The sequence below is a fragment of the Paenibacillus sp. FSL E2-0201 genome (assembly GCF_037963325.1).
Lineage (GTDB): Bacteria > Bacillota > Bacilli > Paenibacillales > Paenibacillaceae > Paenibacillus_AQ.
In genome coordinates this window covers 872,932-897,585 of record NZ_CP150154.1, presented here as the reverse complement: position 1 = coordinate 897,585, position 24,654 = coordinate 872,932, and the positions used below count along the sequence as shown (strand labels likewise).

Genomic DNA, 24,654 nt, shown 5'->3' with positions numbered 1-24,654 from the left:
TCCCTATTGAAGGGTATGATTCCAAATATCAAAATCACCTTCAGTTGTTCCTTGAGAGTCCGTTGTATATAAGAACTTAAAGGCCTGATTACTGGAGCTTTCTGTTGTAAACGTTCCGATGTCACTCCAATTGTCAGCTTGTCCATCCCCAGCACGGTAAGCATACTCCGTTCCCGGCTGCAATTTGTCGGCAATAACCTTATGGCTAGTCAGTACCACTGGTTTCTTGGCTGACTTATCCGCTTTTGTCATATACACGCTTGTTGTAACAGATGTTCCTTCGTAAGTTTGAGCATCTACTGGAAACTGACCATTCACTACTTTAGAAGCTTCTACTACTTCAAGCTTGGTGCCTGTCACTTTCTCAGGTGCATACCAATTGAACCCCATACTAGTCTGAGGGTTTCCGTTAAAGGTAAGCGCGATTGACTCAGGCTTCCCAATTCCAGGTTCTACAGTCTCTACTACCGGATAAGCAATCAAGTTCATATCCCAGTACAAGTCAGAGCTACCATCACTCGACTGATGAACCTCAGCTGAAAGCTCATTATTTCCATCCTTCAAGTTAGCCTTTACGACTTCAGTAAGGTCTACCTTGGTATATTCGTTTGGATCACTTAAGTTAGTTGAGCTTTTGGTTTGAAAAGTGATTTCACCCGCTGGCATAGCTTCACGGTAGATTTCTTTACCGTTCAAATATAGTACAGCTCCGTCATCAAATGCGAAGTTGCCCATGATTTTATCGGATTTCGTGATCTCTTCCTTATTCACCGTTACGTTTGTACGGAAGTAAGAAGTACGATATTTCATACTCTTATTAGAACCGTAGCTTATATTTGTGTTCAGAGCACCAAATTGCTTGCTGCTGACTCCGGTTCCATTATCTTTATAACCAAGCGGTGCTTGACCAGAAGCCCATGTTGAATCGTCGTACACGGAACGCCATACCGTCCCTTGATCTGTTCCGTGATCTAGATACTTCCACGTAGAATTACCTGCCAATAATGTAACAGGCTCTAGCGATTGTAATTGCAGTAATCCAGCATCCCCATTGCTGTCTTCAGCATAAGCTGGCATTCCTGTGAATGTAATTCCCAGTACCATAACGAAAGCTAAGGTCATGGATACAGCTTGTTTAAATAACCTGTTCATAATCAGTCTCCCTTACTGTTCTATGAAATGCTTGCATCCATTTATAGTAACTATCAAATATTTTCGCAATGTCTTTATAAACACAGAAGTTTGTAAAGTACATCATGCATGTATTCTTACAAAAGTGGTTACAGTAACGGCAAGGTTGCCAATCAAGGAGGATAAACATGGACGATACTCATGCTTTTGTAGAAAAAGTACACGACACCCAAAAGAAAGCTGAAAAGAATAAAGAACATCATGGTAAAAGTACACCAAGTCAAAAGCTGCCAAATAAACAGCACAGTAAGTAAAAGCTTTAAATCATCGGCTTTCAAACACGACAAAAAAAGCAGCAAGCCTCTCCAACTATGGGAGACTTGCTGCTTTACTTTTTAAAGCACAAAGAGAAGTGTTAAAGAAAACCTTATTTACTCCATTTCACTACATTTACTGCTACTTTTTCTAATTGCGTCTTACTCAGTGTTTTATTTGGGGAACTAATCGTAACAAAACGATCATCCAGTTTATAGGTCAAGAACAACGAATCGCTGGATGGGCTGTACCATTTAGCTTCGGTTCCATCAGAGAGCTTTACAGTTTCACCTTTGTAATCGTAAGCATAATCACGAGGAGAAATGTTCACCTTCATCTGTTTAAACAGAAAGTTCACACCATCATCAGAGCCCACCACTTTTTGGAATGCGTCTCCACTCACCATTTGAGTAGGTGCATAGGCTGTTTCGAAACCTTGGAAGTTGGCGAAGGCTTTAACAATCTCTTCTTTCTGAGTGCTGTTGTATTGTACAGGAGTCAGAGAAATAGTGTCAGTCACCGAGCCTCCTGTGCCCAGAATAACCTGATTGTTCACCGCATCAAAGGTCACAGGCACCTTCATCACATCAGCAATCGCACGTACAGGAAGATAGGTTGTATTGTTATAAGTAATTGGCGCCAACGCGTTCCCTTTATTATCAACCGGCGTATACGCCGTACCGTTCACCTTAAAACCAATGCTGTGATTGAGGTATGCAGTGATTTTTTGAAGTTTAGTTCCCGCATATACACCGGCTGATCCTGTAACTACCATCCCAAACACCATTGTTGCTATGATTATTTTTTTGTTTTTCATAAGTAAGCCCTCCTTGAAAGTTCAATCTTTGTTCTTACTTTAGCTCAAAAAAAATAAGATTATGTCTCTAAGTTGTTTCTTACTTGTACCCATTTTGTAATTAAAAAAATCAAAATATCATTCATTTAACCAAAAATAAAAACAGCAACCCGCTTGTCCTAAAAAGGATCGTACGGGTTGCTGAAGAGATTAACTTTGATACGGTGTTGTAACCTTATACACTTCTGTATATAAAATTTCTCGATATAAATTGAACTCTTCTTCATCGACAGGGTTAGGATAGGTCATGATTTGAAGCGGTAAATCAGCATTTTCCTCACGCAGAGGGGGCTGCACATACTCATAAGGATTCAGATGAAAGCCCAGCCGCTCATAGAAACCGATTCTCCGTTGTTCCATTTCACCCAATGGCGGTTCAACTTCCAAAAGCACAGGTTTGCCTGACTTACGGATATACTCCTCCATCAGCTTTTTACCAATGCCTCCACCTCTTATACTTGGGTCCACTGCGATATGTTCTACAAATCGAAATCCTGGAAACTCCCAGCAAGCTATAAAAGCAATGATTTTCCCCTCAGCATTCACTTCGGTAATCAATCGGTAATGTGGAACATCCAATAACGCCTGTTGTCCCTCATAGGTTCTGATCTCGGAAGTGGGAAAAGAGGCTTCCATAATAGCGAATATTTCATCAAAAGTTGTGTGATTCATAACATAGTTCTCACTTTCTGGATTTATATTTACACAAGTTATCTTAACCTTCTGAACCCTATGATATCAAATTTAAGCATCAAGGTACTAGTACCTGGTACTAGGATAACGTGCTATACTAAGTGTAACAGCTATACACATCTTGTTTGATATAGGAGAGGTTCATATTGGATAATCAGCAGTGGATCGCACCTGAGTACTACAATCTCACTTCGGAAATGGAACGTCATGCACCGGAAAAGATTGCACTTAAGTGGTTGAATGAACTAGGTGACTACGAGGAAATCACTTACGGAGAACTTCGCAAACAAGCTAACCGACTTGCCGGTGGACTCGCAGCACTTGGTCTCGAGCAAGGGGATCGTGTTCTTGTTATGGTTCCACGTCGAATCATCGCTTATGTCATCTATTTAGCATGTCTGAAGCTAGGACTTGCGATTATCCCTTCATCAGAAATGCTTCGCGCCAAGGATTTATCCTATCGTCTGCGGCATGCCGAAGCCAGAGCCGTTATTGCCTGGTCAGAGGTTACTGAGGAAGTAAATAAAATTTCGGAGGATCTGCCTGCTCTGGATTACCGTCTTTCCGTATCTGGCAGCTCTGACGAGCTCGGTAACGGATGGTTAGATCTAGAAGAACTAATGATTGATCAACCGGATGCGTTCAATACAGTCGAAAGCCACCGTGACGATATGGCGATCTTGGCATATACCTCTGGAACAACCGGCAACCCTAAAGCCGTCGTTCATAGTCATGGTTGGGGTTATGCTCACTTGCGGATCACTTCACCTCAATGGCTTGATATTAAAGAAACAGACACCGTCTGGGCAACAGCGGCACCGGGCTGGCAGAAGTGGATTTGGAGTCCCTTTTTATCCGTCCTTGGTAACGGGGCGACCGGCTTTGTATATAGTGGATCTTTTCATCCTAAAAAATATTTGCAGCTGCTGCAGGATCACAACATTGAGGTGTTATGTTGTACACCAACCGAATATCGCTTAATGGCTAAATTGGAAGACCTCAGTCATTATGACTTGTCCCACCTTCGCTGCGCAGTTTCCGCTGGAGAGCCTTTGAATCAAGAGGTCATCAACACTTTTCAACGTGAATTCAATATCACGATTCGTGATGGCTACGGACAGACCGAAAGTACGCTTATCATCGGAACACTTAAAGATACGCCAATTCGAATAGGGTCAATGGGTAAGTCTATTGCTCCCGGTCTAGTTGAAGTGGTAGACGAAGACGGGATTCCGTTACCTGCTGGAGTCGTTGGAGATATCGCAGTGCACTTAAGCATGCCAGCGTTATTCCATACCTATTACAAAGACCCCGGCAGAAAAGAAAGCTGCACTCACGGTGAGTTCTTCGTAACCGGCGACCGGGCGCGGAAGGATGAAGACGGTTATTTCTGGTTCGAGGGCCGTGGAGATGACATTATCATTAGCTCGGGTTACACCATTGGTCCTTTTGAGGTAGAGGAAGCCCTGATGAAGCATGCCTCAGTTAAAGAATGCGCGGTCGTTGCTAGTCCGGATGAAATCCGCGGACACATCGTTAAGGCTTTTATTGTACTGAGGGATGAGACTACCGCTTCTCCTGAGCTTGTGAAGGAGCTGCAATCCCATGTTAAAGAGTGGACCGCTCCTTATAAGTATCCTCGTAAAATCGAATTCATTCAGGATCTTCCGAAAACTGCCTCCGGTAAAATACGGAGAATAGAGCTGCGGGAGCAGGAGAAACGTGCTGCGCAAGATTAAGATCGATATGAAACAGGAGGCTTCATCTTACTGAGGCTTAAAAACAACAAGAGCAGCTAGTCCATAATTGGACTGCTGCTCTTGTTAATTATTCAGACCAGTATTTTGCATCCGGGTTCAAGGCTGCGCCTACTTCGCCCTCTTTTACTAAATCACAATCGAGGTAACCCTCTTCATCCAGGAAATAAACCTCTTGCTTGTAGAACTCACATAAAGTCTCCAGAAACTTTTCAGGTGATTCATACATTACAATCAGATCCCCAAAATCATGCAGCAGGTCACATACACGTTCCACACCATCCGCGGATTTATGGTAACAAATGAAGTCGCTACCGTAATTCGTTAAGATCGGCAAGATAACGCCATCCGCTTGATGGCCTTTTTCCTCCAATATTCCAGCTAATATCTTCATCTCTGCTTCATATTCATTAATATGAATTAGACGATACCCTGGAATAAATTCGATCAGACTTGGTTCTTCTTCCTCACTGCTTGTACCTGAAACTGTGCTATAAATAGCTTTCAACAGTTCAGGGGCTTCCGGAAAAATCGCCGTAATCTTCGCTTCATTATCACCCTTACCTAAGCTGGCAATATAGTCAGGACGTAGGTCAGCAGACAGTTTAAGGTATTCTTGAAATTGTTCTGTTAATTTGTTAGTTTGCATGTTGTCATCCTTTACTTGTTCGCGGAAGTCCACATCTTCATCAGCCACGCGTCGAAGTCATCGCCTTTTTCGCCTTCATAAGTGTCATAGACGTCGATTCTCATCTTCTTCAGCTTCTCTTTGAAATCCTCGTACGAATGATCTCTAGGCAGGCTCTTCTTAATTCTCAGGAGTATTTTGGAAACGCCTTTCACTAGCTCCGGTTTATTCTTGGATGGTGCTTTAACATCTTCGCCGAATGCCTTCAGTTTAAGGTAAGCCGCTTCTTGAACTGTATATACAGGATCGCTCTCCATTAAACGCGTCAGGATATCGATAATTTGTTTGTGGTTAGTCTGTCCCAGTTCTTCAACTGCTTCTAGACGGGCTCTCCAATCCGCAGAGCGGTTCGCAGCTTTCTTTAATTCCTCGTAATTCTCCGGTAATCCATTATTGTTTAGTTCTTCGATCATTCCGTTCAATCCCCTTCTATTCAAAACTATCTATCTTACAGTAACAGTATAACCAACCATTGCGCAAGCTAAGAGAGGAAGATCTTTGCATGACCTTTTCATTCAAACATATTTCCACAAAATTGGGGTAAAGTATTCGAAAGAAAGTGTCGCGCAACATTCTATAGACTCTATACGTTAGTTAACTAGAGAATTGTAGATCAAACACACCAAGGAGAGTGACCTAATTGAAAAAGCATACCTTCATTCTAGCGTTAACTATTGTATTAAGTGTGGTGCTTAGCGCCTGTGCCAGCAGTAACAATGAAGCCGCAGTAGAAACCAATCTGACGGCGAAAGAGATGGTCGACGAAATGCTTGCAAAAGTGGAACAGCCTTCATTAATGGAAGTTGAAGAAGATATGGTGAGTCAGCTGTACCATCTAGCTCCATCATTACTTGAAGATTATAGCATTAGAATGCCAATGATGAATGTGAAAAGTAATGAAATTGCTATTTTAAAAGTTAAAGATGCCAAAGATATCTCTACTGTCGAAACCGCAGTCAAAGAGCGTGCGACAGATATTCAAAAGCAGTTCGAACAATACCTTCCGGATCAATATGAGAACGCCCAAAATTATAAGCTGATCAAAAAAGGAAATTACATCTTGTTCGTGATTTCCGAGAGTGCGGATCAGCTGGTGACTGAATTCGATACCTTGTTTACTAAAAAATAATTAGCGATGGTATTCAGCAGCCTACTCTTCCTATTCCTGTTTCTGCCGGCTGTCCTTGCACTCTACTACGTTTCGCCTTGGCGGATTAAAAACCTCATATTATTTTTGAGCAGTCTGGTGTTTTATGCATGGGGCGAACCCGTCTACATTGTAATTATGTTGCTGTCTACCGTTACGGATTACGGCTTCGGTCTACTTCTTAGTAGACCGAAGCTAACTACGGTGCAGCGCAAGTGGATTGTGGTTAGCTCCGTCATTATTAACCTGGGCTTATTGTCGTATTTTAAATACGCCGATTTTCTCATCCAGAATGTAAACGAACTCCTCGGCACTCATATCCCTTTAACTGATTTACCATTACCTATTGGGATATCGTTCTATACTTTTCAATCCATGTCCTACATCATTGATGTCTACAGAGGAACTACCAAAGCACAGCGGAATTGGATTGATTTCGGGACGTTTGTAGCTCTGTTTCCGCAATTAGTAGCCGGTCCTATCGTTCAATATAACACTATTGCAGAGCAACTACGTGAGCGTTCGGTGGATATCCCCATGTTCGCGGAAGGTGTAAGAAGATTCATTATCGGACTAGCCAAAAAAGTGCTGCTCGCCAATAACATTGGCCTGCTCTGGCACACCATATCCAGCTCCAATCTGGAGTCCATGCCTGCTTTAACCGCTTGGCTTGGCATTATTGCGTTTGCCTTTCAGATTTATTTTGATTTCAGTGGGTATTCGGATATGGCGATTGGCCTCGGCCTTATGTTCGGCTTCCGATTTAACGAAAACTTCAACAAACCTTATATATCACAGAGTATAACTGACTTCTGGCGGAGATGGCATATTTCCTTAAGCAGTTGGTTTCGTGACTACGTATATATCCCGCTTGGAGGCAACCGCCGGGGATTAGGTATTCAAATTCGCAATATCCTTATTGTGTGGCTGCTCACAGGAATCTGGCACGGGGCGAGCTGGAACTTTCTGTTCTGGGGATTATATTTCGGGATCATTCTTATCTTTGAAAAATGGTGGGGACTACAACTGCTAAGCCGTCTACCGCGCTGGACTAGGCATCTCTATGCCGTTTTTCTTATTCTCATTGGATGGGTCTTGTTCGCCTTTGAAGAACTTCCGTTGGTACTTAGTTACTTGGAAGCGATGCTTGGCTTTAATGGCCAGCCATTGTGGAATACCACTACTTTATACTTCACTTACACAAACGCAATTCTACTCGTGGTATTAACTTTAGCCTCCACACCTTTGAAACTCTCCAAGCGTATGGATGCTAGATCGATTCCTGCTCTGGTCTGGTATGGCGTCTTATTCTTCTTATCTGTCGCTTACTTAGTGGATGCTACCTTTAACCCATTCTTATATTTCCGATTCTAACGACTTAGGGGGTGATTGTTTATGAAGCAGAGGACGGATCGAATACTAGTGGTGGGATTTGTCGCGACGTTGTTTCTGGTGGGTATAACTTTTTTCTTACTGCCTGTTCAACGTTTCTCCGAGCTAGAGAATCGCTATTTGCAAAGCGCTCCCCGTCTGACATGGGATAATTTATTATCCCACACCTATGCGGAAGAGGCAGAAAACTTTGTAACCGATCATTTCCCTTTTCGAGCCAAATGGGTATGGGTGAAATCGGCGGTGGAGCAAATGAGGCTGCAGCAAGAGAATAACGGGATTTATAAGGGGAAAGACGGTTACTTATTCGAAAAATTCGATGCCCCTGATTACACTAAGGTTCAGCAATATGCAGCGGCTGTGAAACGTTTTGCTGCTAAAAATCTTGAAGCAAAAACGACCTTTCTGCTTGCGCCTACATCGGTAGGCTTGTACAACGAACGTTTGCCCTGGTTAGCACCTGTATACTCACAAGCTGAGGTGAATCAAAAGATTGCTGATGAAGTAAGTGATAGCCTAACTTTTATAAATGGATTTGATGTGCTTACTCCGCATGCTGCAGAGGACATTTATTATCGGACCGATCATCACTGGACAACCTACGGCGCCTACTTGGCTTACTTAGCGTATGCTGAAAGTATGGGATGGCAGCCTCTGTCCCAGAGCGAATTCGAGATTGAGACGGTAAGCGATTCGTTCCTTGGAAGCTACCATACGCGGAGTCAATTTATCGGAGTGGTGCCAGATTCCATTCAAGAGTATAAGCCAATTAATGATGTATCCACCAAGATGCATATTGTAGATACCGGTGAGACCTTAACAAGTATGTACAATCCAAGCTATCTAACGAAAAAAGATAAATACTCTTATTTTCTAGGCGGCGTTCATGCTCTTATGAAAATCACAAGCCAGCTTGATCCTAAAGAAGTCAAACAGGAGAAGCTGCTCGTCATCAAGGACTCCTATGCGCATAGTGTCATCCCTTTTTTGACTCAGCATGTACCGGAAATCCACGTGATCGACATTCGTTATTATAACGGGAGTATCAGTGAGTACATGGCTCAGAATGATATTAAGGATGTATTGATGCTGTTTAATACGGCTACTTTTGTTGATAATTCGGCGCTTTTGAAGCTTAACTGATGATATAGTGATGGATTAGGTGATGGCTATGGAGATAATACGATGAATATGATGACGGGGCGTAACTGCGGGAATGTTTGGACTTTCGGTCGCTGTTGTCTCCAGATGTTTTTGATTTTACCGCTATCAGCGGATAACATCCGGAGACAGCATATGCTTCCGATGCGAGCTTTCCTTCGGAAAGCTTTCAGGCGAACGCTCCGCTCCTACAGTTCCAAAATTCCCTCCGTTACTTTTCACCATATTTATGGGTTAAATCTAAAAACCATTCACGATTATGTGTAGAATCGTGTCTCTGCGAATAGCTTTAAAGCGAATGAATCCTCCTTGAAGGAGTGCTTCATTTATTATGAGCTGCAATTCAATTCCACTAGCGTTGCATTAAACTCCACATCACACCACTTTACGGATTAGGGAAATCCTCCCTAAAATTAGTAAATTATCGGCTCAATTTGTGACTTTTAAGGAAATCCTCCCTAATAAATACGAGAATACCCTCTTTATGAATGAAACACCCTGATAATTGGGGAGATTTTCCCTAATAATCGCTTGGAGCACGATAAATCTCACATAATTAGGGAGGTTTTCCCTAATCTAAACATTTAATCATTGATAGTGCCTGATACATATTCATTATGAGGTTGATTAAGAGTGAAAGAGTTGCAACAATAACTGAAGATTTCTTAAGGGACATTTTCCTCCCACTAGCAATTATTTTCTGTAACCTCTACATCAAACCAAACACTAAAACTAATATTCGAATCCTCTAATATGGCTTCGTATTTCAGATCATTTTTAGCTAGAATCTCCGCGACGATAGACAGGCCAAGTCCAGTTCCGGAGATTTCTTTATTCCGAGACTCGTCGATGACATAGAACGGGTCCCAGATATACGCTAAGTGCTTCTCTTTCAGGCGCGTGGTTTTATTAGTAATAGTGAACTTCAGAGTGTCGTGAGTATCATTTACTAATGAGATTCCAAAGACATTCTCTTCCCCATATTTAATGGCATTACTAATTAAGTTGTTGAATACAATCTCAATCTGGCTGATATCCTCTTCAACGATGGATCGTTCAACCGAATGGAAGTCGGTCTGTAAGGTCAGGTTTTTATTTTTAAGCGTAATGTTATATTGTGAGATCACTTTGAGCAAAAGCTCTTTAAGATCGAATTTCTCTTTATGCACTTCGGTCTTTTGAATCTTGGACAGCTTAATCAAGTAATCCACCATATCTGAAGTGTATTTCACCTGCTCCAAAATGATATCCGTATAGGTACCATCATCCAGACCGTCTTGGATACCAATCGTATAGGCTTGGATTAAAGATAACGGTGTCTTCACTTCATGTGAAATGCTTGAGATCAGTGTGTTTAAGCTTTGATTTTTCTTCTCCAGTTCTGCATGGGCGCTTTTTAGGCGTTGACTCATCTGATTAATGCTTTTAGATAACTCTTCAATTTCATCCCCCGATTTAATCGTCACTTGTTTAAAATCAAGATTGGAAATATCCTTCGCCACATCCTGTAACTGCTCTAATGGGGTAATGATCTTTTTCGAATAATAAGCCACTAACAGCAAGCTGATAATAATCCCCAAAAGAACGGAGTAGAAGCTGAGTTGATTTACGATGTTTAAAGCATCTGTATTGTGCACAACCACAGTGCCGATGAGGATTAAACTGCCATCCTGCTCATATATTTTCGTTAACAGGCTGGACTTTAATTTCCCCTGATTAAATAACAGATTCACCGTATTTCCTTCGTTTACCTTTTGTAAGACTTCTTCCGTAATCCAGAACTTATTGAGTGATACCTTATCTTTAAAGAGAGCAAATTGTATGTTGTCGTTAATTTCTGTTGTACTTCCTCTATTTTCAACCCTAACAATCGTTATATTGTTATTGTTCTCGATCGCTGTTTCCTTGTCCATAAGCTGATCCAGACTGAGATCCTTTACTTCGTCATAAATAGCGTTAATCTTGGTTTTCATTTTGTAAAGGTAATAATCGGACGAGAAAAAATTGTGCAATAAATAGGATGTCCCAAACACAATCAGCAGAATGATGCTTACCATAATCAATAATTTCGTGCTTATTTTATTGATTTTTATCATGGAAGCTGTACCCCATTCCCCTGTGTGTGATCACGTGATCAGCTCCAATCTTATCGCGCAATCGCTTAATATGTGTATCCACGGTTCGTTCTTCGCCGAGGTAGTCCATTCCCCAAACGGAAGATAACAAAGAATCTCTGGACAAAATCCGGCCTTTATTCTCATATAGGAAGGTGAGCAACTCGAACTCTTTTTTATAAAGGGACAGCTCCTCCCCATTCTTGTACACTTTCTTCCGTTCAAAATCAATTTCTAAGTCCCGTATAGCAGCTACTTTTTCGGTACCCAGCATTTTTTTAATTCTCAGCATTAAAATCCGTGGATCAAATGGTTTTCTAATATATTCATCTGCACCGATATCTAAAGCGCTAAATTCATCGTCATGGGAAGATCGGGCGGTCAGCATCACCACTTTAGCTAAACTAACCTGCTTGATTTCATTGCACACCTCAATCCCGCTTCGCTTAGGCATCATCCAATCCAAGACCACAAGATCGATCTTAGTCGAAAAAAAGAGCTCCAGCGCCTCCTCCCCATCCGCAGCTACCCAAACGTTATAGCCCTCTTTTTCAAAATAAGTCTTCAATATGGTGGTCATATGTTTCTCATCATCGGCAATTAGAATGTTCAAGTAGCATCATTTACTCCTTTCTTTCCAGTCCTTTCTTCAAAACTTCCCATATTGGGTTATCCACTGCTGTCCGGGGAGGCTGTTCGCCTTTCTCTATCGCTTGCCAATACGCCCAGGTTGGAGGCTCAGTGCCAAGCTCATAATCCATACCGTCCCAAGTATCCTCTCGGAAAGCATAGAACGCCCAGTGCCAGCCGAAATCATCAAAAATCGAAATTAAATCAGCCATGTATTGATCTGCACCTTTTACTAGTCGATTCGTACCAAACTCTTCTGCAACAATCCGATTTGCGGGGATGTTATGTTCCTTTGCCCACTGCGCAACAGGTTCCAGAAATTCCTTTAAGGCTTCCTTGTTAAAGGCTTTTTCTGTTTTATTGTCCCCGACCTTTATCGTCCCAGGATATTCATAGGTGAACCCTTTTTTCTTATTCTGACTGGTTAGCTCGTACGGCTCATACATATGAAAAGCATACAAGACATTCTCATCTTCGAGGGGTTTCAAATATTTAAAGGCCCAAGGTGTAGCATACAGGCCAGAATTTACGATGATTGGTGTCTTGGAATCTACGGTACGAATAGCGGTCACTATCGTTTCATATAAAAGATTCAAATCTGCAGGAGTGTTCTCCACTGAGCTATACCATTCGCTGTAGTCCTGTGTCCAGAAGTCATGAAATCCCGTTGCAGTCTCAGGATGTGGTTCATTAATCAAGTTATAACCGATTACCGCTGGATGATCTTTCAACCGACTTGCTAGATCTCTCCAAAATACTGCCGCTTGTTCATGATAACTGAAATCCTTCCATATCCGATCATCATTCTCGTAATTATTAAACTGCCTCCAGCGATCTCCGGGGAGACTTAGGACGGTCAGTACTACTTTTGAGCCCCGAGCCTCGGCTGCATCTAAGTCCGCTTTTAACTCGGTAAAATCCTCTTCAACAATCCCTTTATACTTATCTGCATTCCCTATTAGGAAATCTTTATCCGGGTTCGTATCTGGTTTGTCATTAAATAAATAGTCACTGTCTTTTGCCCATTTATCTGGTGCCAACCGAATGAATTCAATATTCTGCTCTTTGGCAGCTTCATAGTTATCCGGTAACGATTTTGAATTCATAAAATTGGTTCCTTTTCTCTGGACCTCCCAGAAGGCTAGCTTCTCATTCCTTTCTGTCTTCTCTTCCTTCTTCTCTTCCTTCTTCTCTTCTTTCTTCAGTTCTTGATTGGCTTGAGGTGTTACTGAACTACACCCTACAACCAACAATAAGATTAACATTATAAAAGCTTTAGATTTTTTCATTCTCTCACCTCGTAAGCTATCGTAGCGAATCTCTGTTACAAGAGTGTCACAAGGGGTGGACATACAACCATTCAAGTAGGTAACTGATGAATTTTATATGAATCCAAGAGTTGAACCTTCTTCTCTCATATTCTATTTCTAGGAGGTGAGTATAATATGACAATCCAGTTTGTAGATTTACGACTTTCCAACCAAGCTGCTTCAGATAACACACCCGTGGTTATCCCATTAGCAGCAACTCCTCTTGTTTTTGGGGATATCGGTATTCAGACTGTAGGGGTCACGCCTGACAATCAAGGCAATGTCCGCGTACTTTTGTCGGGTTTTTTGAAAGTAGAGAATAATCCTCTTTTCAACACCAATACCATTAATGTTCGCAGAAACGGAACGATTATTTTCACCACAACATTTGGTGTAGCAATCAGCAGAGAAAATGAAGCTTTTGGTTTCTCAGCAGTAGATGTCCCACCAGCGCTGGCTGTCGCAGCAGGTCAGATTCAGTACACAGCAGAAATCTTCACAAATGCACTGGCAACAGATCAATTTAATAACGTCCAAGCCAGAAACTTTAGTGGCGTTGCAGCAGCGGGTAACTCCTAGCATAAACAAGTAGTGAGTTGAGGTGCATACTGCACTATTTTAAAAACAGAAGCTCAACCAAAAGTACTGGTTGAGCTTCTGTTTATTCGCCAAATAATAGATCCAGAATTCGTTCGTCCGCTTTGCGATTCTTCCCTTTATAGGGGTAACAGTGAATATGAATCGCTGGATTAAAATTGATCTCAATAATGCTATAATTGGTACCCGTCGCCATCTCCTTAATATCATCAATCATCATATCTACCCCACAAATCGTGGCCCCCGCAGCTTTAGCCGATTGAATGGCTAGATCTTTATAGCTGTCTGGGATCTCATCTGTAAAGTCTAAGCTGTCTCCACCGGTACTAATATTTGAGTTCTCCCGTAGAAAGATCACCTCATTAAATGGAGGAACATCGCTCCAAGTCTGAGCGTGGTTCTTCAAGAACATCTCTTCGGCTTCGCCGATCTGAATTTTCTCAAGCGGAGTTTTGTAGCCACGACCTCTTAGCGGATCCTTATTTTTTTCGTGGACCAGCTCTTCTATTGTATGTACACCATCACCGACCACATTCGCCGGAACCCGGTGCAATACTCCGACTACTTCATCGCCCATCACTAGAAAACGATATTCTTTCCCCGTCATAAATTCCTCAAGCAGTACTGTTCGATCATGCTCAAAGGCAATTGCGAAGGCTTTTTGATAATCTTCTTTGGAGAATTCATCTGTAAAAATAGTAATACCGAGTCCAAAGTTCGTTGATTTGGGCTTGATCACAATAGCCTTATCACGATAAGTATCATATGCATTCATTGCTGCTTCCAGATCTCCAAATGCTTCACCTGCGGGAACACGAATGCCCTGTTGTTTGAGGACTTCCTTCGTAACAATTTTATTCTCCATAATTAGTACCGTGCTGTAAGAATCCAAGGATGTCTTCGTAGCTTGCTTAACGTATTCTTTATGATCGCCTTTTGTAAGTAGAACGAAATTCTCATCTCGATCGAGCAATTGAAATTTAATCCCACGTTTAACTGCTGCTTTTAGTAGAAGCTGTGTAGATAGCTCCAGATCCTCATATCCCACAAATCGGTATCCGTTCGCAAGACTTTCCTCAGCATACTGTTTAGCTTTATTCAGATGATATTGTACGAAAGAGGATTGTTGAACTTCTGACTTCACAATCGCGGCAAAACTTTGATCTGGATTCAGAATCTTATCCTTGGCTTCGTTCAGAATGTTCGTGAATTCTTTATCTTCTGGGTTCAACAACTGAATCATATCCTGCATCTCTTGAATACAAGTTAAAGCCTTCTGCTCCATCGTCCCGCAAGAATCTCCGTAATCATGCAAGCAGCCTTTGATCCCCTCCATGATCAATTGATCATGATTAAGGTTCGCCATCTTCTGATCCTCTACCCCGAACGGTTCGTCCTCTTTCAATAGCATGTACAGGATAAACAAATGAATGAAAGTCATTGTTTCTTTGCTAATTCCTATTTTATAGAGTGGATTCAGATCAATAAAACGAAGCTCTATATAAGCAATCCCATCCTGCAGAAGCTCCTCTAACGGATGTTTGCCTCTTGCCGTCTTCACTCTAACCGGGCTATAGAACTCTTTTACACTTAATAATTCCTCTGAGTCGATCAACGTTTGTAAATCATGTACATAGTCCGTAAGTGAATCAAAGGAAACATAAAGAGGTTTTTCATTTCGATATCCGCATTCGCTATTCCGAAGTGAATTCATATTTTGAACATAATAGCTATTCTGATCATCCGACTCGCCTCGTGCGACACATTGCTCCATATAAGTCTTATCAAAAACAGGACTAGCACCTGTTAAATAGATTAGAAGCCAGCGGTATCGCAATAGGTTGCGGGCTATTTTTAAATAAGTAGCATCTTTGAAATCTTTATAGCTCATCTGCGGATCTACAATGTCATGAAGCTGTTTAAGAAATGGTTCGTCAAAAGAGAAATTATAATGAATTCCGCTCAGCAATTGTCTTTTGCGTCCATACTTATCCGCTAACTGATGTCTATACTCGTCCTCTACCGGATTACCCATCTTGGCAATGGGAATGTCCTTATCGTTCGGCAGCATGGGAGGATTACTACTCGGCCATAGATATTCTTCCTTAAGCTCTAGCGACACAATATCCTGCAGCGCCTCCAGAAAGTTATAAGTCTCTTCAATAGAATCAAAAGAGGGTGTCACCATTTCAATCTGACTCTCTGAGAAATCCGTTTGAATATAGGGGTTCTCCATTTTGTTGCCAAAGGCTTTTGGATGTGGTGTCAGCGCAAGGTTCCCTTCTGGATCCACTCTGACATTTTCTTTTTCCAAACCAAATTCACCGTGAAAAAGCTCCTTATTCAAATGGTTATCTCTTAAGAGCTGTATGAGTCTACGATTTAATAAAGCCATTTCTACGCTCATCCTTTGCTTAATAATCTACCTGCTGTTTGTTCATTCTGAACAAAGATCTTCTAAACCAGAACACAAGAATAACACCCTTGAACACACTGCTTAGCGCAATCGACATCCACACTCCATTCAAGCCAAAAGGTTCGGATAATAGCAGGGCTAGCGGAATTCGGAGTGCAGTAAATGTAATACTAAAGATCGGTGGAATGTGAGTTTTACCAATGCCGTTAAAAGCACCGACTGTCATCAATTCCATACACATGAACAATTGTGAGTATCCGATGATCCGCATATAATCTGCGCCTAATGCCATACTCGTCTGGTCTGATAAAAATAATGAAAATAGCTGCTGCGGAAACGCAATAAATATAAGCGACACGATCACACCAAAGATGGAGGTTAAGATTAGCGCCTGACGATAACCTTGCCTAATTCGATCGAATCGGCGTGCTCCATAATTTTGACCAAAAAAAGAAGCAATAGCTCCCTGTAGTCCTCCAATGGTCATATAAGAAATAGATTCAATTTGAATCCCAACTTTTTGAACCGCAATGGCATCCGCTCCAAAACGCACAATGATCTTGGCAATGATGATCGATATGATCGTAAAAGTAACCCGTTGGATCGTAATGGGAAGCCCCATGCGGATGACTTCTTTCATTTGGCTACTGTCCCACGTTGATGTGTTTGAAATGATTTCTGACTTTCTTGTCTTCATGATAAAGAGAGCCGTAACCAAGATGTTCGCCGTTAATGTTGCAATAGCTGCTCCAGCGACTCCCCATCCTTTAAAACTGCCCCAGCCAAAAATTAAAAATGGATCGAGGACAATATTAACCATAAGACCAATAGAGAAGATCTGAAACGGTTGTTTACTATTTCCCATAGCGTTTAAAAGGGTTGCAAACAATGTATTAACAATAGAAAATACCGTCCCAAAGATCGAAATCATTAGAAATTGTCTAGCCATCCGTTCAACGTCATCACTTCCAAGATCAAAAAAACCAATCAACTGATTCTTGGTTAATAGAACTAAACACATATAGAGAAGTCCTAGTAAAGTAGACATCATAAATCCGTTCTTTATATAAGATTTAGCCTTCTCTATCTGACCAGATCCCATACAATGCGCCACCTTAATCCCTGTGCCGATCGTAACCATTGTCGATAAAGCAATCGCTAGATTAATGAAAAAACTCGCCGTACCAATCGCGGCAACCGGACCACTTCCTAATCTTCCAACCCAAATCATATCGACTAGACCATAAGTAGTAGAGATGAAATTCGTTGCAATAATGGGAAGCGTTAATTTCATTAAGGTAGGCATAATAGGACCCTGAGTCAAATCATTTGCGTCCTTCAAGTCCAATAACACCTTCTTTATTTCATTTTCAGATTCATTATATAACCATACGCTTATATAATCAATTGATTATATTTCATTGATTTGTTGGACTAGCTCTTCATTTGGTTTATTATCGGTTTCCTCGCCTGGCTTACTTCTTAACCTAGTCTCTTCATTATGAACCTGTAGACAGAATGTGAACTCCTTAAAAGCAAATAAATTGTGTATACATTAACAAGCAGTTCCTAGTGCACAAAACGTGCCCAGTGGAACTGTTTTTTTCATAATAAAAAATTCTCTTATTTTTCAGTCTAATGGCTATTGAAAAGAATGATTAGTTCGTTTACAATGAAACCAATTAACAGTTCTATATTTATAGAACTAATTCTGATTCAGTAACTCACTGAAGGAATGGAGCAAGTCATGGAATATAAAGTAGAAGTCGATTTTGCACCCATGTATGAATGTGTTAGTAGTATGACCGCTTTTCTAAGCAAGCAAAACCATACCGCTATGGATTCCGGCAAGCTCTGGGTACGCGATGTTCAAGCAAGATTCGCGCCAATGCTGCTTCGTAAAATGCAAGAGGTCGTTAAGAAACTTGATGATTTCAGTTTGGCTCCCTATATTTGGTCTTGTCCGGGGGAGCGTTCGGTAGAAGGCTTTTTGGTTTGGTTCGACGGCTTATCTTCGGGCGAACTGTATGAAATCTCCGGACGTTTCGGTCAATCGGTTCCCTCTAACCTTGCGGAACTCAGAGACACCGCCTCTGACATCTTGCGCGAATGGAATGCGGGATACTTCAGTGGAATTGACCCTAATATCATCAAGGGACTTGAACAGGAAGCCGAATCAAGAAGAGCAACGTTGAACGGTAACAATGACATGGACGTCTTTGAAGCAGCAACCGAAGGAATGCGCCTCTATCCAACTGAACATCTGAAGCAGGTCATTATTATTCCGCAATATCATGCTCGTCCATTGGTTACTACCTCTATGTATGATGAATTCGTATTCACTAGCTACTCTTGTGATGTTCTCCCTCCGGAAGCTGGACGGCCTGCTCCAGCACTACTCCGTCTTACCCGAGCGCTGTCGGATGAGACGCGGCTGTATATCCTTCGTTTACTCACAGGTAAACAACTGAATTTCACGGAAATCGTGCGTGAGGTGGGACTTTCCAAAAGTACAATCCACTACCATCTTATTGCGCTGCGCGCAGCTGGACTGGTCATTGTCCATACCAATGTTAAAAACACTTCGTACAGCCTACGTTTAGAAGCCTTAAATGGGCTGCCCCAGCAAATCGGGACGTATCTGGAGAGTTAAGCATAAAAAAAGGAGCTACCTAGCTATGATAAAACGCAGCTATTATGGTCTACTCTCGACCATTACTTTAAGCGCTTTTGGAGATGCTTTCGGCTTACTGGCTATGGAATGGCTCGTCTATGAGCTGACGGGATCCAAGCTAGCGATGGGAGCCCTCGCGCTCAGCTCCGGCATACCTGAACTGCTGCTACGCCTGCTCGGCTCACCGCTGTCCGACCGATTGCACCGGGTCCGTTTTATGGCCTGCTTGGCAGCCATTCGATTGCTAGCCATAGCACTGCCACTCGGCATGGGCTTGGCTGGCCAACTGCAGCTATGGCATCTCTTTGTTGCCGCGAGCCTCAGCGGCGCCTGTGCTGCACTGTTCATGCCAACAGCGATGGCTGTTATTCCTGGCGTTGCCGACAGCCGGAAGCTGGTGCGGGCTTTTGCTATCATTGATGGCAGCAAAAGCGCAGCAGCCCTGCTGGGACCTGCCTTAGCCGGTGCGTTAACCGCTGCCAGTGGAGCGCTGCCAGCTCTTGGCATCAACATGTTATGTTACTTAGCCGCCATCACTACCCTACTCAGCTTGCAAAAGCTGCCGAAAGCCTCTCCAACCCAAGGCCGTTTCTCCCTCTCCGTTTACGTTCGTGAAATAGCCGAAGGCTTTACCTTCTATAAACAATTCCCTGCAATGCTAATGATTATGGTCATGGCCTCCATCAGTAATTTAAGCTCAATTGCCGTCTGGACGATGATGGTCCCTTTTGTACGCGAAGTGCTCCACCGCGATGCGGCGACGATGGGTACTCTAAGTACAGTTTTCGCTCTTGGAACATTGGTCGGGCTAAGTGTGATTTCCATGATAGGGGAAATTAAAAAAAGGCGGCTTGTCATGCTCGGCAGTCTGGGGACCATAGGTTTAGTGACTTCGTTATGGGGGTTAGTTCCTAGTTTTCCTTTTGCTCTCGCTGCCGTCTTTGCAACCGGAACCTTAAGCCCCTTCTTCGGTTCCTTAAGTTCTTCATTACACGGACGCCTAGTTCCGAGTAATCTGCAAGGAAGAGTCAATTCTATTCGCTTTTTGATCGGAGGCAGCTTACAGCCTTTTGGCGCTTTTGCAGGCGGAGCAATTGCTGAGCACTACGGTGTGCCTGTATTGTTCCTAATCGCTGGACTGCTTCCAATGTTATGTGCTAGCGCAGCCTTGTTACTCCCCGGACTCAAAGCGCTGGATGGCGACCTCTCTGCCCTTGAGGTCACCCATCGGCGAAATAATGTGGGGAATGCCACGCACAGCGTTACCGCTAATCGATAAACGGGAAAGTGTAGAAGAGCAGACTGACACTAATAGTAACAGCGATAGCTAAGGACAATGAAATCACGTCCTTGACTACCGCTGTTTACTTTGATTTATGAATAGTTTCAGATAGCCCATTTTAGGCGTTTATCGGAAAATCTGAATCCCATCTTTCTTTAAATCCTTCCATGCCTAGATCTTTCATTTTCGTTAACTCTCTATGTATTATTCTCAGTAACCTAATTGTCTTTATTTCCTTCTGATGAAAATAGTCTTGTTAACGTTCCATTCACACTACTCTGATAATGTTTATAAGCGTTAGGTGGATGATCATCCAATCCCGATAAATGATAATACGGAGGATAATAATGTTAACATCTATGAAAAAAAGACTAATCGCTGGTCTCACCCTATTGGTTGTAATTAGCGCCGGATTAGGTACGAACCTAGTGTTTTTCGGGAAACAAGCATCGGCCGAGACCCGGACGGATCAAACCGCGCTACCCATAACTCAGACTGAAGCACCTGCCAATCTCGATGATACCACAGGTCTAACTGCCTTCGTAGATGGGATCATGGAAGAAGATATGAATCGGCTACAAATCCCGGGAGCGGTCATCTCCATCGTAAAGGACGACAGAATTATTTTGGCCAAAGGTTATGGCAGTTCCAATCTGGAAAAGGCTGAATCAGTTGACCCGACAACCAGCATGTTTCGAATTGCTTCAACGACTAAGTTATTCACCTGGACAGCAGTGATGCAGTTGGTCGAACAAGGTAAGATTGATCTGGACACGGATATTAATACCTACCTGAAATCAGTAAAGATCCCTGCTACTTATCCTGAACCGATTACGATGCGCCATTTGATGACACATACAGCAGGGTTCGAAGAGGGGGGCGTTGGTTATCAAATCACTACAGACCCTGCAAAATTGCCGGGGTCAATCTCGGAAACTCTCAATAAGCATATGTTGGCACGGGTAAGACCACCCGGACAGATAAGTTCTTATTCAAACTACGGTGCTACACTCGCAGGTCTAATTGTAGAGGAAGTTAGCGGTGTTCCTTACAATGATTATATAAAGAAATATATTTTCGATCCGCTCGACATGAAATATTCGACTGTTGTAGAGCCTTTACCGGATTCCTTCATCCCCTACAAAGTTGTAGGGTATAACAGCGAAAACGGCAGCTTTGTACCTGGCACACCTACATTTGAGGGTGGTTTTCGTCCTGCCGGCTCTGGTACCGTATCTGCAGTAGATATGGCGCACTTCATGATTGCACATCTACAGCATGGGAAATATGGTAGCCAACAGATTCTGAGACCCGAGACGGCAGAACTAATGCATTCAACGGCGTTTCAATTCGATAAACGTCTGCCGGGAGTGGATCTTGGGTTCGCAGAGAAACGAATCAATGATCTCACACTGATCACTCATGGTGGTTCCGACCCCATGTTCAATACAGAATTGTATCTTGTGCCTGCCAAGGATGTAGGCATCTTTGTATCCTACAACGGCGGTGAGGGAAGTGATTCGGCAGCAGGTCTCATCCAAGCCTTTTTCAACCGCTACTACCCTTCTCCTGATGCAACGCAGCCTGAATTCATTGCTTCTGATGAATCTATTCAGAAATATACAGGAGCCTATCAATTCACACGCCGAAACATCAGTGATATTGATAAGTTTTTCAACTTTTTTGCCCAGCTGAACGTCTCGGTTGAGGATAATAAGCTATCCTTGGGAAGTGGCAGTGAGCAACAATTGTATAGTGAAGTCGGTCCGAATCTGTTCCAACTCGAGGGAGGCACCGAACAAATTGCCTTCCGCACGAATGAGTCCGGTAAAGTTACACATATGATCTTAGGGATGATCCCGGATATGCCGCTGGAGCGTACGCCACTGTTGGATCAGAATAAATTTTGGCTTATCGTACTAGGGTTCTCGGGGTTGATTCTCATCACTGCATTGCTCGGACTATTCTTCTCCAGACGCAAGATTAAGGCGATGACGCCTCCGGAAAAATGGGCCATCCGACTGTCTGCGGGAACTGCTGGTTGGGCGCTGCTATCTTTCGTCACGTTATTTATGGTGGTTATGTCCATGGACATAATGCAGAAGTTCAGCGGAATCAGGCTTTCGCTTTCTCTCAGTTTAGTTATGCCAATCATTTTGGTTGGTCTGACTTTAGCTTTGCTATTCTCGGCTATATTGGTTTGGAAGAATAAATACTGGACAGCTTTCAAGCGTGTGCATTATACGTTAGTGGCGCTCTCGGCTGTGGCGATGACTCTGTTCTTCTACTATTGGAACCTGTTGGGTTGGCAGTTCGGATAACGCCATTACTCCCAAGATCAAATCAGATATAATGAAAGCTTAATAGAGGAGGGAAATCGTGGCTACTATACTTATCGCTGATGATGATGATAACATCCGAAAGCTAATGTCTTTATTTTTGCGAAAAGAAGGTTTTGAACTTAAAGAAGCCAGGGATGGTACAAAAGCCTTGTCCATAATAGAGAACTCGCGAGTTGATCTCGTCATTCTAGATATTATGATGCCAGGATTGGATGGTTGGGATCTCTGCAGAGAAATCAGGCGGTCTGATGCCAATATCCCCCTCCTCATGGTGACGGCTAAAGCGGAATCTGCACACAAAGTGAAAGGCTTTCAACTGGGTACGGATGACTATCTAACCAAACCGTTCGATCCGCTTGAACTCGTGATGCGAGTAAAAGCTTTGCTTAAACGCTCGCTGGTCGTTTCTTCACAGTCTGTGCAATTAGGTAATGTGCTGCTCAACCGCCGTACTTTCCAGGTCACGCGCGGTGAAGAACCGGTCACGATTCCTTTGAAGGAATTTGAGCTTCTGTTTCTGTTGGCCAGTCACCCCGGGCAAATCTTTACAAGAGAACAGTTGATTCTTCAAATCTGGGGATTGAATTATGAAGGAGACGGACGGACTGTAGATGTGCATATAAGTCGGTTGAGGGAGAAATTCAGCGGCAACGACGAGCAATTTCAAATCGAAACGGCCCGCGGCCTGGGATACAGGCTGATTCCTACGCCATGATCAAGACTCTGTATGTACGTGTCATTCTCACGTTTCTAGGCATCATTATCTTTAGTCTAATCTGTTCCTTTTTCATTGGATTGTATGTCTTTCAGAAACAAATAAGTTACGAGGGGCAGAATGAAATGATCGTAGTGGGAAAAGAAATCATTCACCGCTATGATGACGCCAAACCCATGGATACGGATGAGTTCCTGAATAGTATGGTTAAGGTATCCGCACACCCTATCCACCTGTACAATCATGCCGGAGAACATACCTTTTATGGGCTCAAGGGTAGTCCGGCTGTCACTGTCCCCCCCGAAGCTGTCAAACAAGTGCTGCAAGGAAAGCTCTACCGCTCTTCTGCGAAAGATAAGGATATCTTTATCGGTATACCCTTTATGTTGGACGGAGAGTGGCGTGCGATGTTCTTGCAGTATTCTGCCGAGAACGAAAATATCGTCAATCGGATGGTGCTCTTTGTGCTATTACTCGTGCTCTTACTGGGTAGTGTGTGCATTCTTATTGCCGCTAGATATTTGGTAGAGCCGATCAAAGCACTAACGAATGCGACAAAAAGGCTGGCCAAGGGTGATTTCGAGGTGGAGCTTAAAGTGAACCGAATAGACGAGATCGGGGAATTAACACAAAGTTATGTGGAGATGGCAGGGGAACTTAAACAGTTGGAACAGATGCGGCAGGATTTCGTATCCAACGTTTCTCATGAAATCCAGACACCGCTTACGTCTATTTCCGGCTTTGCCAAAGCGTTGCAGAACCATGATTTGATCGTGGAAGAGGAACGCAGTGAATATCTTGATATCATCATTGCGGAGAGTGAACGACTGTCGAGGCTAAGTGATAATCTACTGAAGCTCGCATCTCTGGATTCTGAACATCATCCCTTCAACGCAAGTCCCTTCAATCTTGATGAGCAGATTAGAACAATCGTTGTAACCTGTGAGCCGCAATGGTCAGCCAAAGGCATTGTTATTGATTTAGAACTACCGGAAGCTGTCAAAATTATGGGCGATGAAGATCAACTGAAGCAAGTATGGATGAATTTACTCAGCAACAGCATCAAGTTTACACCGGAAAACGGGAAAATCCGCATCAGTATAGATCGTAATGCAGCAGAAGTATCTGTCACTATCAGCGATAATGGAATGGGGATCTCCCCGGAAGAGTTCAACGCCGTATTCCAAAGGTTTTATAAAATAGACAAGTCGCGGAACGGAAACAACAATGGCAATGGTCTCGGACTTGCGATCGTTAAAAAAATTGTCTCTCTGCATCAGGGAAGCATAGCGTTGGACGGTGCGGTTGGAGAGGGAACGACAATTATCGTTAGGCTACCCTTGTCTTAGAACAAAACTAATTTCTCTAAAAAAGATAAAAAACCTCCAACCCCGCATACGCGGCTTCGGAAGTTATTCATTAACACTATGTTAT

Annotated in this window: 21 protein-coding genes; 11 read left to right on the top strand and 10 right to left on the bottom strand. The window is 42.8% G+C overall.

Annotation, left to right across the window (positions count from 1 at the left end):
* Positions 1–3: 3 nt before the first annotated feature.
* On the bottom strand, positions 4–1,152 hold the full coding sequence (locus NSU15_RS03925; RefSeq protein ID WP_339289276.1) for a fibronectin type III domain-containing protein: 1,149 nt from the start codon (positions 1,150–1,152) through the stop codon (positions 4–6).
* Positions 1,153–1,319: 167 nt separating this feature from the next.
* Between NSU15_RS03925 and NSU15_RS03920 the strand changes: the two genes are divergently transcribed.
* Positions 1,320–1,445 carry a DUF4023 domain-containing protein gene (locus NSU15_RS03920; RefSeq protein WP_052414454.1) on the top strand — a complete coding sequence of 42 codons (126 nt, stop codon included), beginning with the start codon at positions 1,320–1,322 and terminating at the stop codon, positions 1,443–1,445.
* 113 nt (positions 1,446–1,558) lie between these two features.
* Here the strand turns inward: NSU15_RS03920 and NSU15_RS03915 are convergent, their stop codons facing one another.
* Positions 1,559–2,263, bottom strand: a complete 705-nt coding sequence (locus NSU15_RS03915) for a hypothetical protein (RefSeq protein WP_339289275.1) — start codon at positions 2,261–2,263, stop codon at positions 1,559–1,561.
* Between the two features lie 189 nt (positions 2,264–2,452).
* On the bottom strand, positions 2,453–2,974 hold the full coding sequence (locus NSU15_RS03910; protein WP_076120079.1) for a GNAT family N-acetyltransferase: 522 nt from the start codon (positions 2,972–2,974) through the stop codon (positions 2,453–2,455).
* Between the two features lie 164 nt (positions 2,975–3,138).
* Between NSU15_RS03910 and NSU15_RS03905 the strand changes: the two genes are divergently transcribed.
* Entirely contained in the window at positions 3,139–4,734 is a 1,596-nt protein-coding gene (locus NSU15_RS03905) for an AMP-binding protein (protein WP_339291237.1), read from the top strand.
* Between the two features lie 88 nt (positions 4,735–4,822).
* Here NSU15_RS03905 and NSU15_RS03900 read toward each other — a convergent pair whose 3' ends face one another.
* Together NSU15_RS03900 and NSU15_RS03895 are read right to left on the bottom strand one after the other, a co-directional pair.
* Positions 4,823–5,401 (bottom strand): SMI1/KNR4 family protein, encoded by a 579-nt coding sequence (locus tag NSU15_RS03900; RefSeq protein ID WP_042124238.1) that lies wholly within the window; start codon positions 5,399–5,401, stop codon positions 4,823–4,825.
* 11 nt (positions 5,402–5,412) lie between these two features.
* Positions 5,413–5,853 carry a HEAT repeat domain-containing protein gene (locus NSU15_RS03895; RefSeq protein ID WP_076120081.1) on the bottom strand — a complete coding sequence of 147 codons (441 nt, stop codon included), beginning with the start codon at positions 5,851–5,853 and terminating at the stop codon, positions 5,413–5,415.
* Between the two features lie 227 nt (positions 5,854–6,080).
* Between NSU15_RS03895 and NSU15_RS03890 the strand changes: the two genes are divergently transcribed.
* From NSU15_RS03890 to NSU15_RS03880, 3 genes are read left to right on the top strand one after another with little or no spacing between them, the layout of a single operon-like run.
* On the top strand, positions 6,081–6,569 hold the full coding sequence (locus NSU15_RS03890) for a DUF4358 domain-containing protein (RefSeq protein ID WP_339289273.1): 489 nt from the start codon (positions 6,081–6,083) through the stop codon (positions 6,567–6,569).
* Between the two features lie 6 nt (positions 6,570–6,575).
* Positions 6,576–7,961 (top strand): MBOAT family O-acyltransferase, encoded by a 1,386-nt coding sequence (locus tag NSU15_RS03885; protein WP_339289271.1) that lies wholly within the window; start codon positions 6,576–6,578, stop codon positions 7,959–7,961.
* Positions 7,962–7,982: 21 nt separating this feature from the next.
* Positions 7,983–9,122 carry a DHHW family protein gene (locus NSU15_RS03880; RefSeq protein ID WP_339289269.1) on the top strand — a complete coding sequence of 380 codons (1,140 nt, stop codon included), beginning with the start codon at positions 7,983–7,985 and terminating at the stop codon, positions 9,120–9,122.
* 704 nt (positions 9,123–9,826) lie between these two features.
* On the opposite strand, the gene NSU15_RS03875 is transcribed toward NSU15_RS03880, so the two are convergent.
* The 3 genes from NSU15_RS03875 to NSU15_RS03865 are packed head-to-tail and all read right to left on the bottom strand — an operon-like array spanning position 9,827 to position 13,173.
* Entirely contained in the window at positions 9,827–11,236 is a 1,410-nt protein-coding gene (locus NSU15_RS03875; RefSeq protein WP_339289267.1) for a HAMP domain-containing sensor histidine kinase, read from the bottom strand.
* Positions 11,220–11,867, bottom strand: a complete 648-nt coding sequence (locus tag NSU15_RS03870) for a response regulator transcription factor (RefSeq protein ID WP_339289266.1) — start codon at positions 11,865–11,867, stop codon at positions 11,220–11,222. Before NSU15_RS03870 ends, NSU15_RS03875 begins: the two co-directional genes overlap by 17 nt.
* Before the next feature lie 10 nt (positions 11,868–11,877).
* Complete coding sequence (locus tag NSU15_RS03865; protein ID WP_339289265.1) at positions 11,878–13,173, bottom strand: cellulase family glycosylhydrolase; 1,296 nt, start codon at positions 13,171–13,173, stop codon at positions 11,878–11,880.
* Between the two features lie 156 nt (positions 13,174–13,329).
* On the opposite strand from NSU15_RS03865, the gene NSU15_RS03860 reads away from it, so the two are divergent.
* Positions 13,330–13,773, top strand: coding sequence for a hypothetical protein (locus NSU15_RS03860; protein ID WP_042124224.1), 444 nt, complete (start codon positions 13,330–13,332; stop codon positions 13,771–13,773).
* Positions 13,774–13,855: 82 nt separating this feature from the next.
* Here NSU15_RS03860 and gshAB read toward each other — a convergent pair whose 3' ends face one another.
* Positions 13,856–16,186 (bottom strand): bifunctional glutamate--cysteine ligase GshA/glutathione synthetase GshB, encoded by a 2,331-nt coding sequence (gene gshAB / locus NSU15_RS03855; RefSeq protein WP_339289262.1) that lies wholly within the window; start codon positions 16,184–16,186, stop codon positions 13,856–13,858.
* Positions 16,187–16,205: 19 nt separating this feature from the next.
* Positions 16,206–17,549 (bottom strand): MATE family efflux transporter, encoded by a 1,344-nt coding sequence (locus NSU15_RS03850; RefSeq protein WP_339289260.1) that lies wholly within the window; start codon positions 17,547–17,549, stop codon positions 16,206–16,208.
* 405 nt (positions 17,550–17,954) lie between these two features.
* Here NSU15_RS03850 and NSU15_RS03845 point away from each other — a divergent pair, with 405 nt between their 5' ends.
* The 5 genes from NSU15_RS03845 to NSU15_RS03825 all read left to right on the top strand — a co-directional run bounded on the left by NSU15_RS03845 (position 17,955) and on the right by NSU15_RS03825 (position 24,569).
* A complete protein-coding gene (locus tag NSU15_RS03845) occupies positions 17,955–18,860 on the top strand; it encodes a winged helix-turn-helix domain-containing protein (RefSeq protein WP_042124220.1) in 906 nt (301 codons plus the stop codon).
* Positions 18,861–18,885: 25 nt separating this feature from the next.
* Complete coding sequence (locus NSU15_RS03840) at positions 18,886–20,160, top strand: MFS transporter (RefSeq protein WP_339289259.1); 1,275 nt, start codon at positions 18,886–18,888, stop codon at positions 20,158–20,160.
* 362 nt (positions 20,161–20,522) lie between these two features.
* Positions 20,523–22,484, top strand: a complete 1,962-nt coding sequence (locus NSU15_RS03835) for a serine hydrolase domain-containing protein (RefSeq protein ID WP_339289258.1) — start codon at positions 20,523–20,525, stop codon at positions 22,482–22,484.
* Positions 22,485–22,542: 58 nt separating this feature from the next.
* Positions 22,543–23,220, top strand: a complete 678-nt coding sequence (locus tag NSU15_RS03830) for a response regulator transcription factor (RefSeq protein ID WP_076120088.1) — start codon at positions 22,543–22,545, stop codon at positions 23,218–23,220.
* Positions 23,217–24,569 (top strand): HAMP domain-containing sensor histidine kinase, encoded by a 1,353-nt coding sequence (locus NSU15_RS03825; protein WP_339289256.1) that lies wholly within the window; start codon positions 23,217–23,219, stop codon positions 24,567–24,569. Before NSU15_RS03830 ends, NSU15_RS03825 begins: the two co-directional genes overlap by 4 nt.
* Positions 24,570–24,654 lie beyond the last annotated feature (85 nt).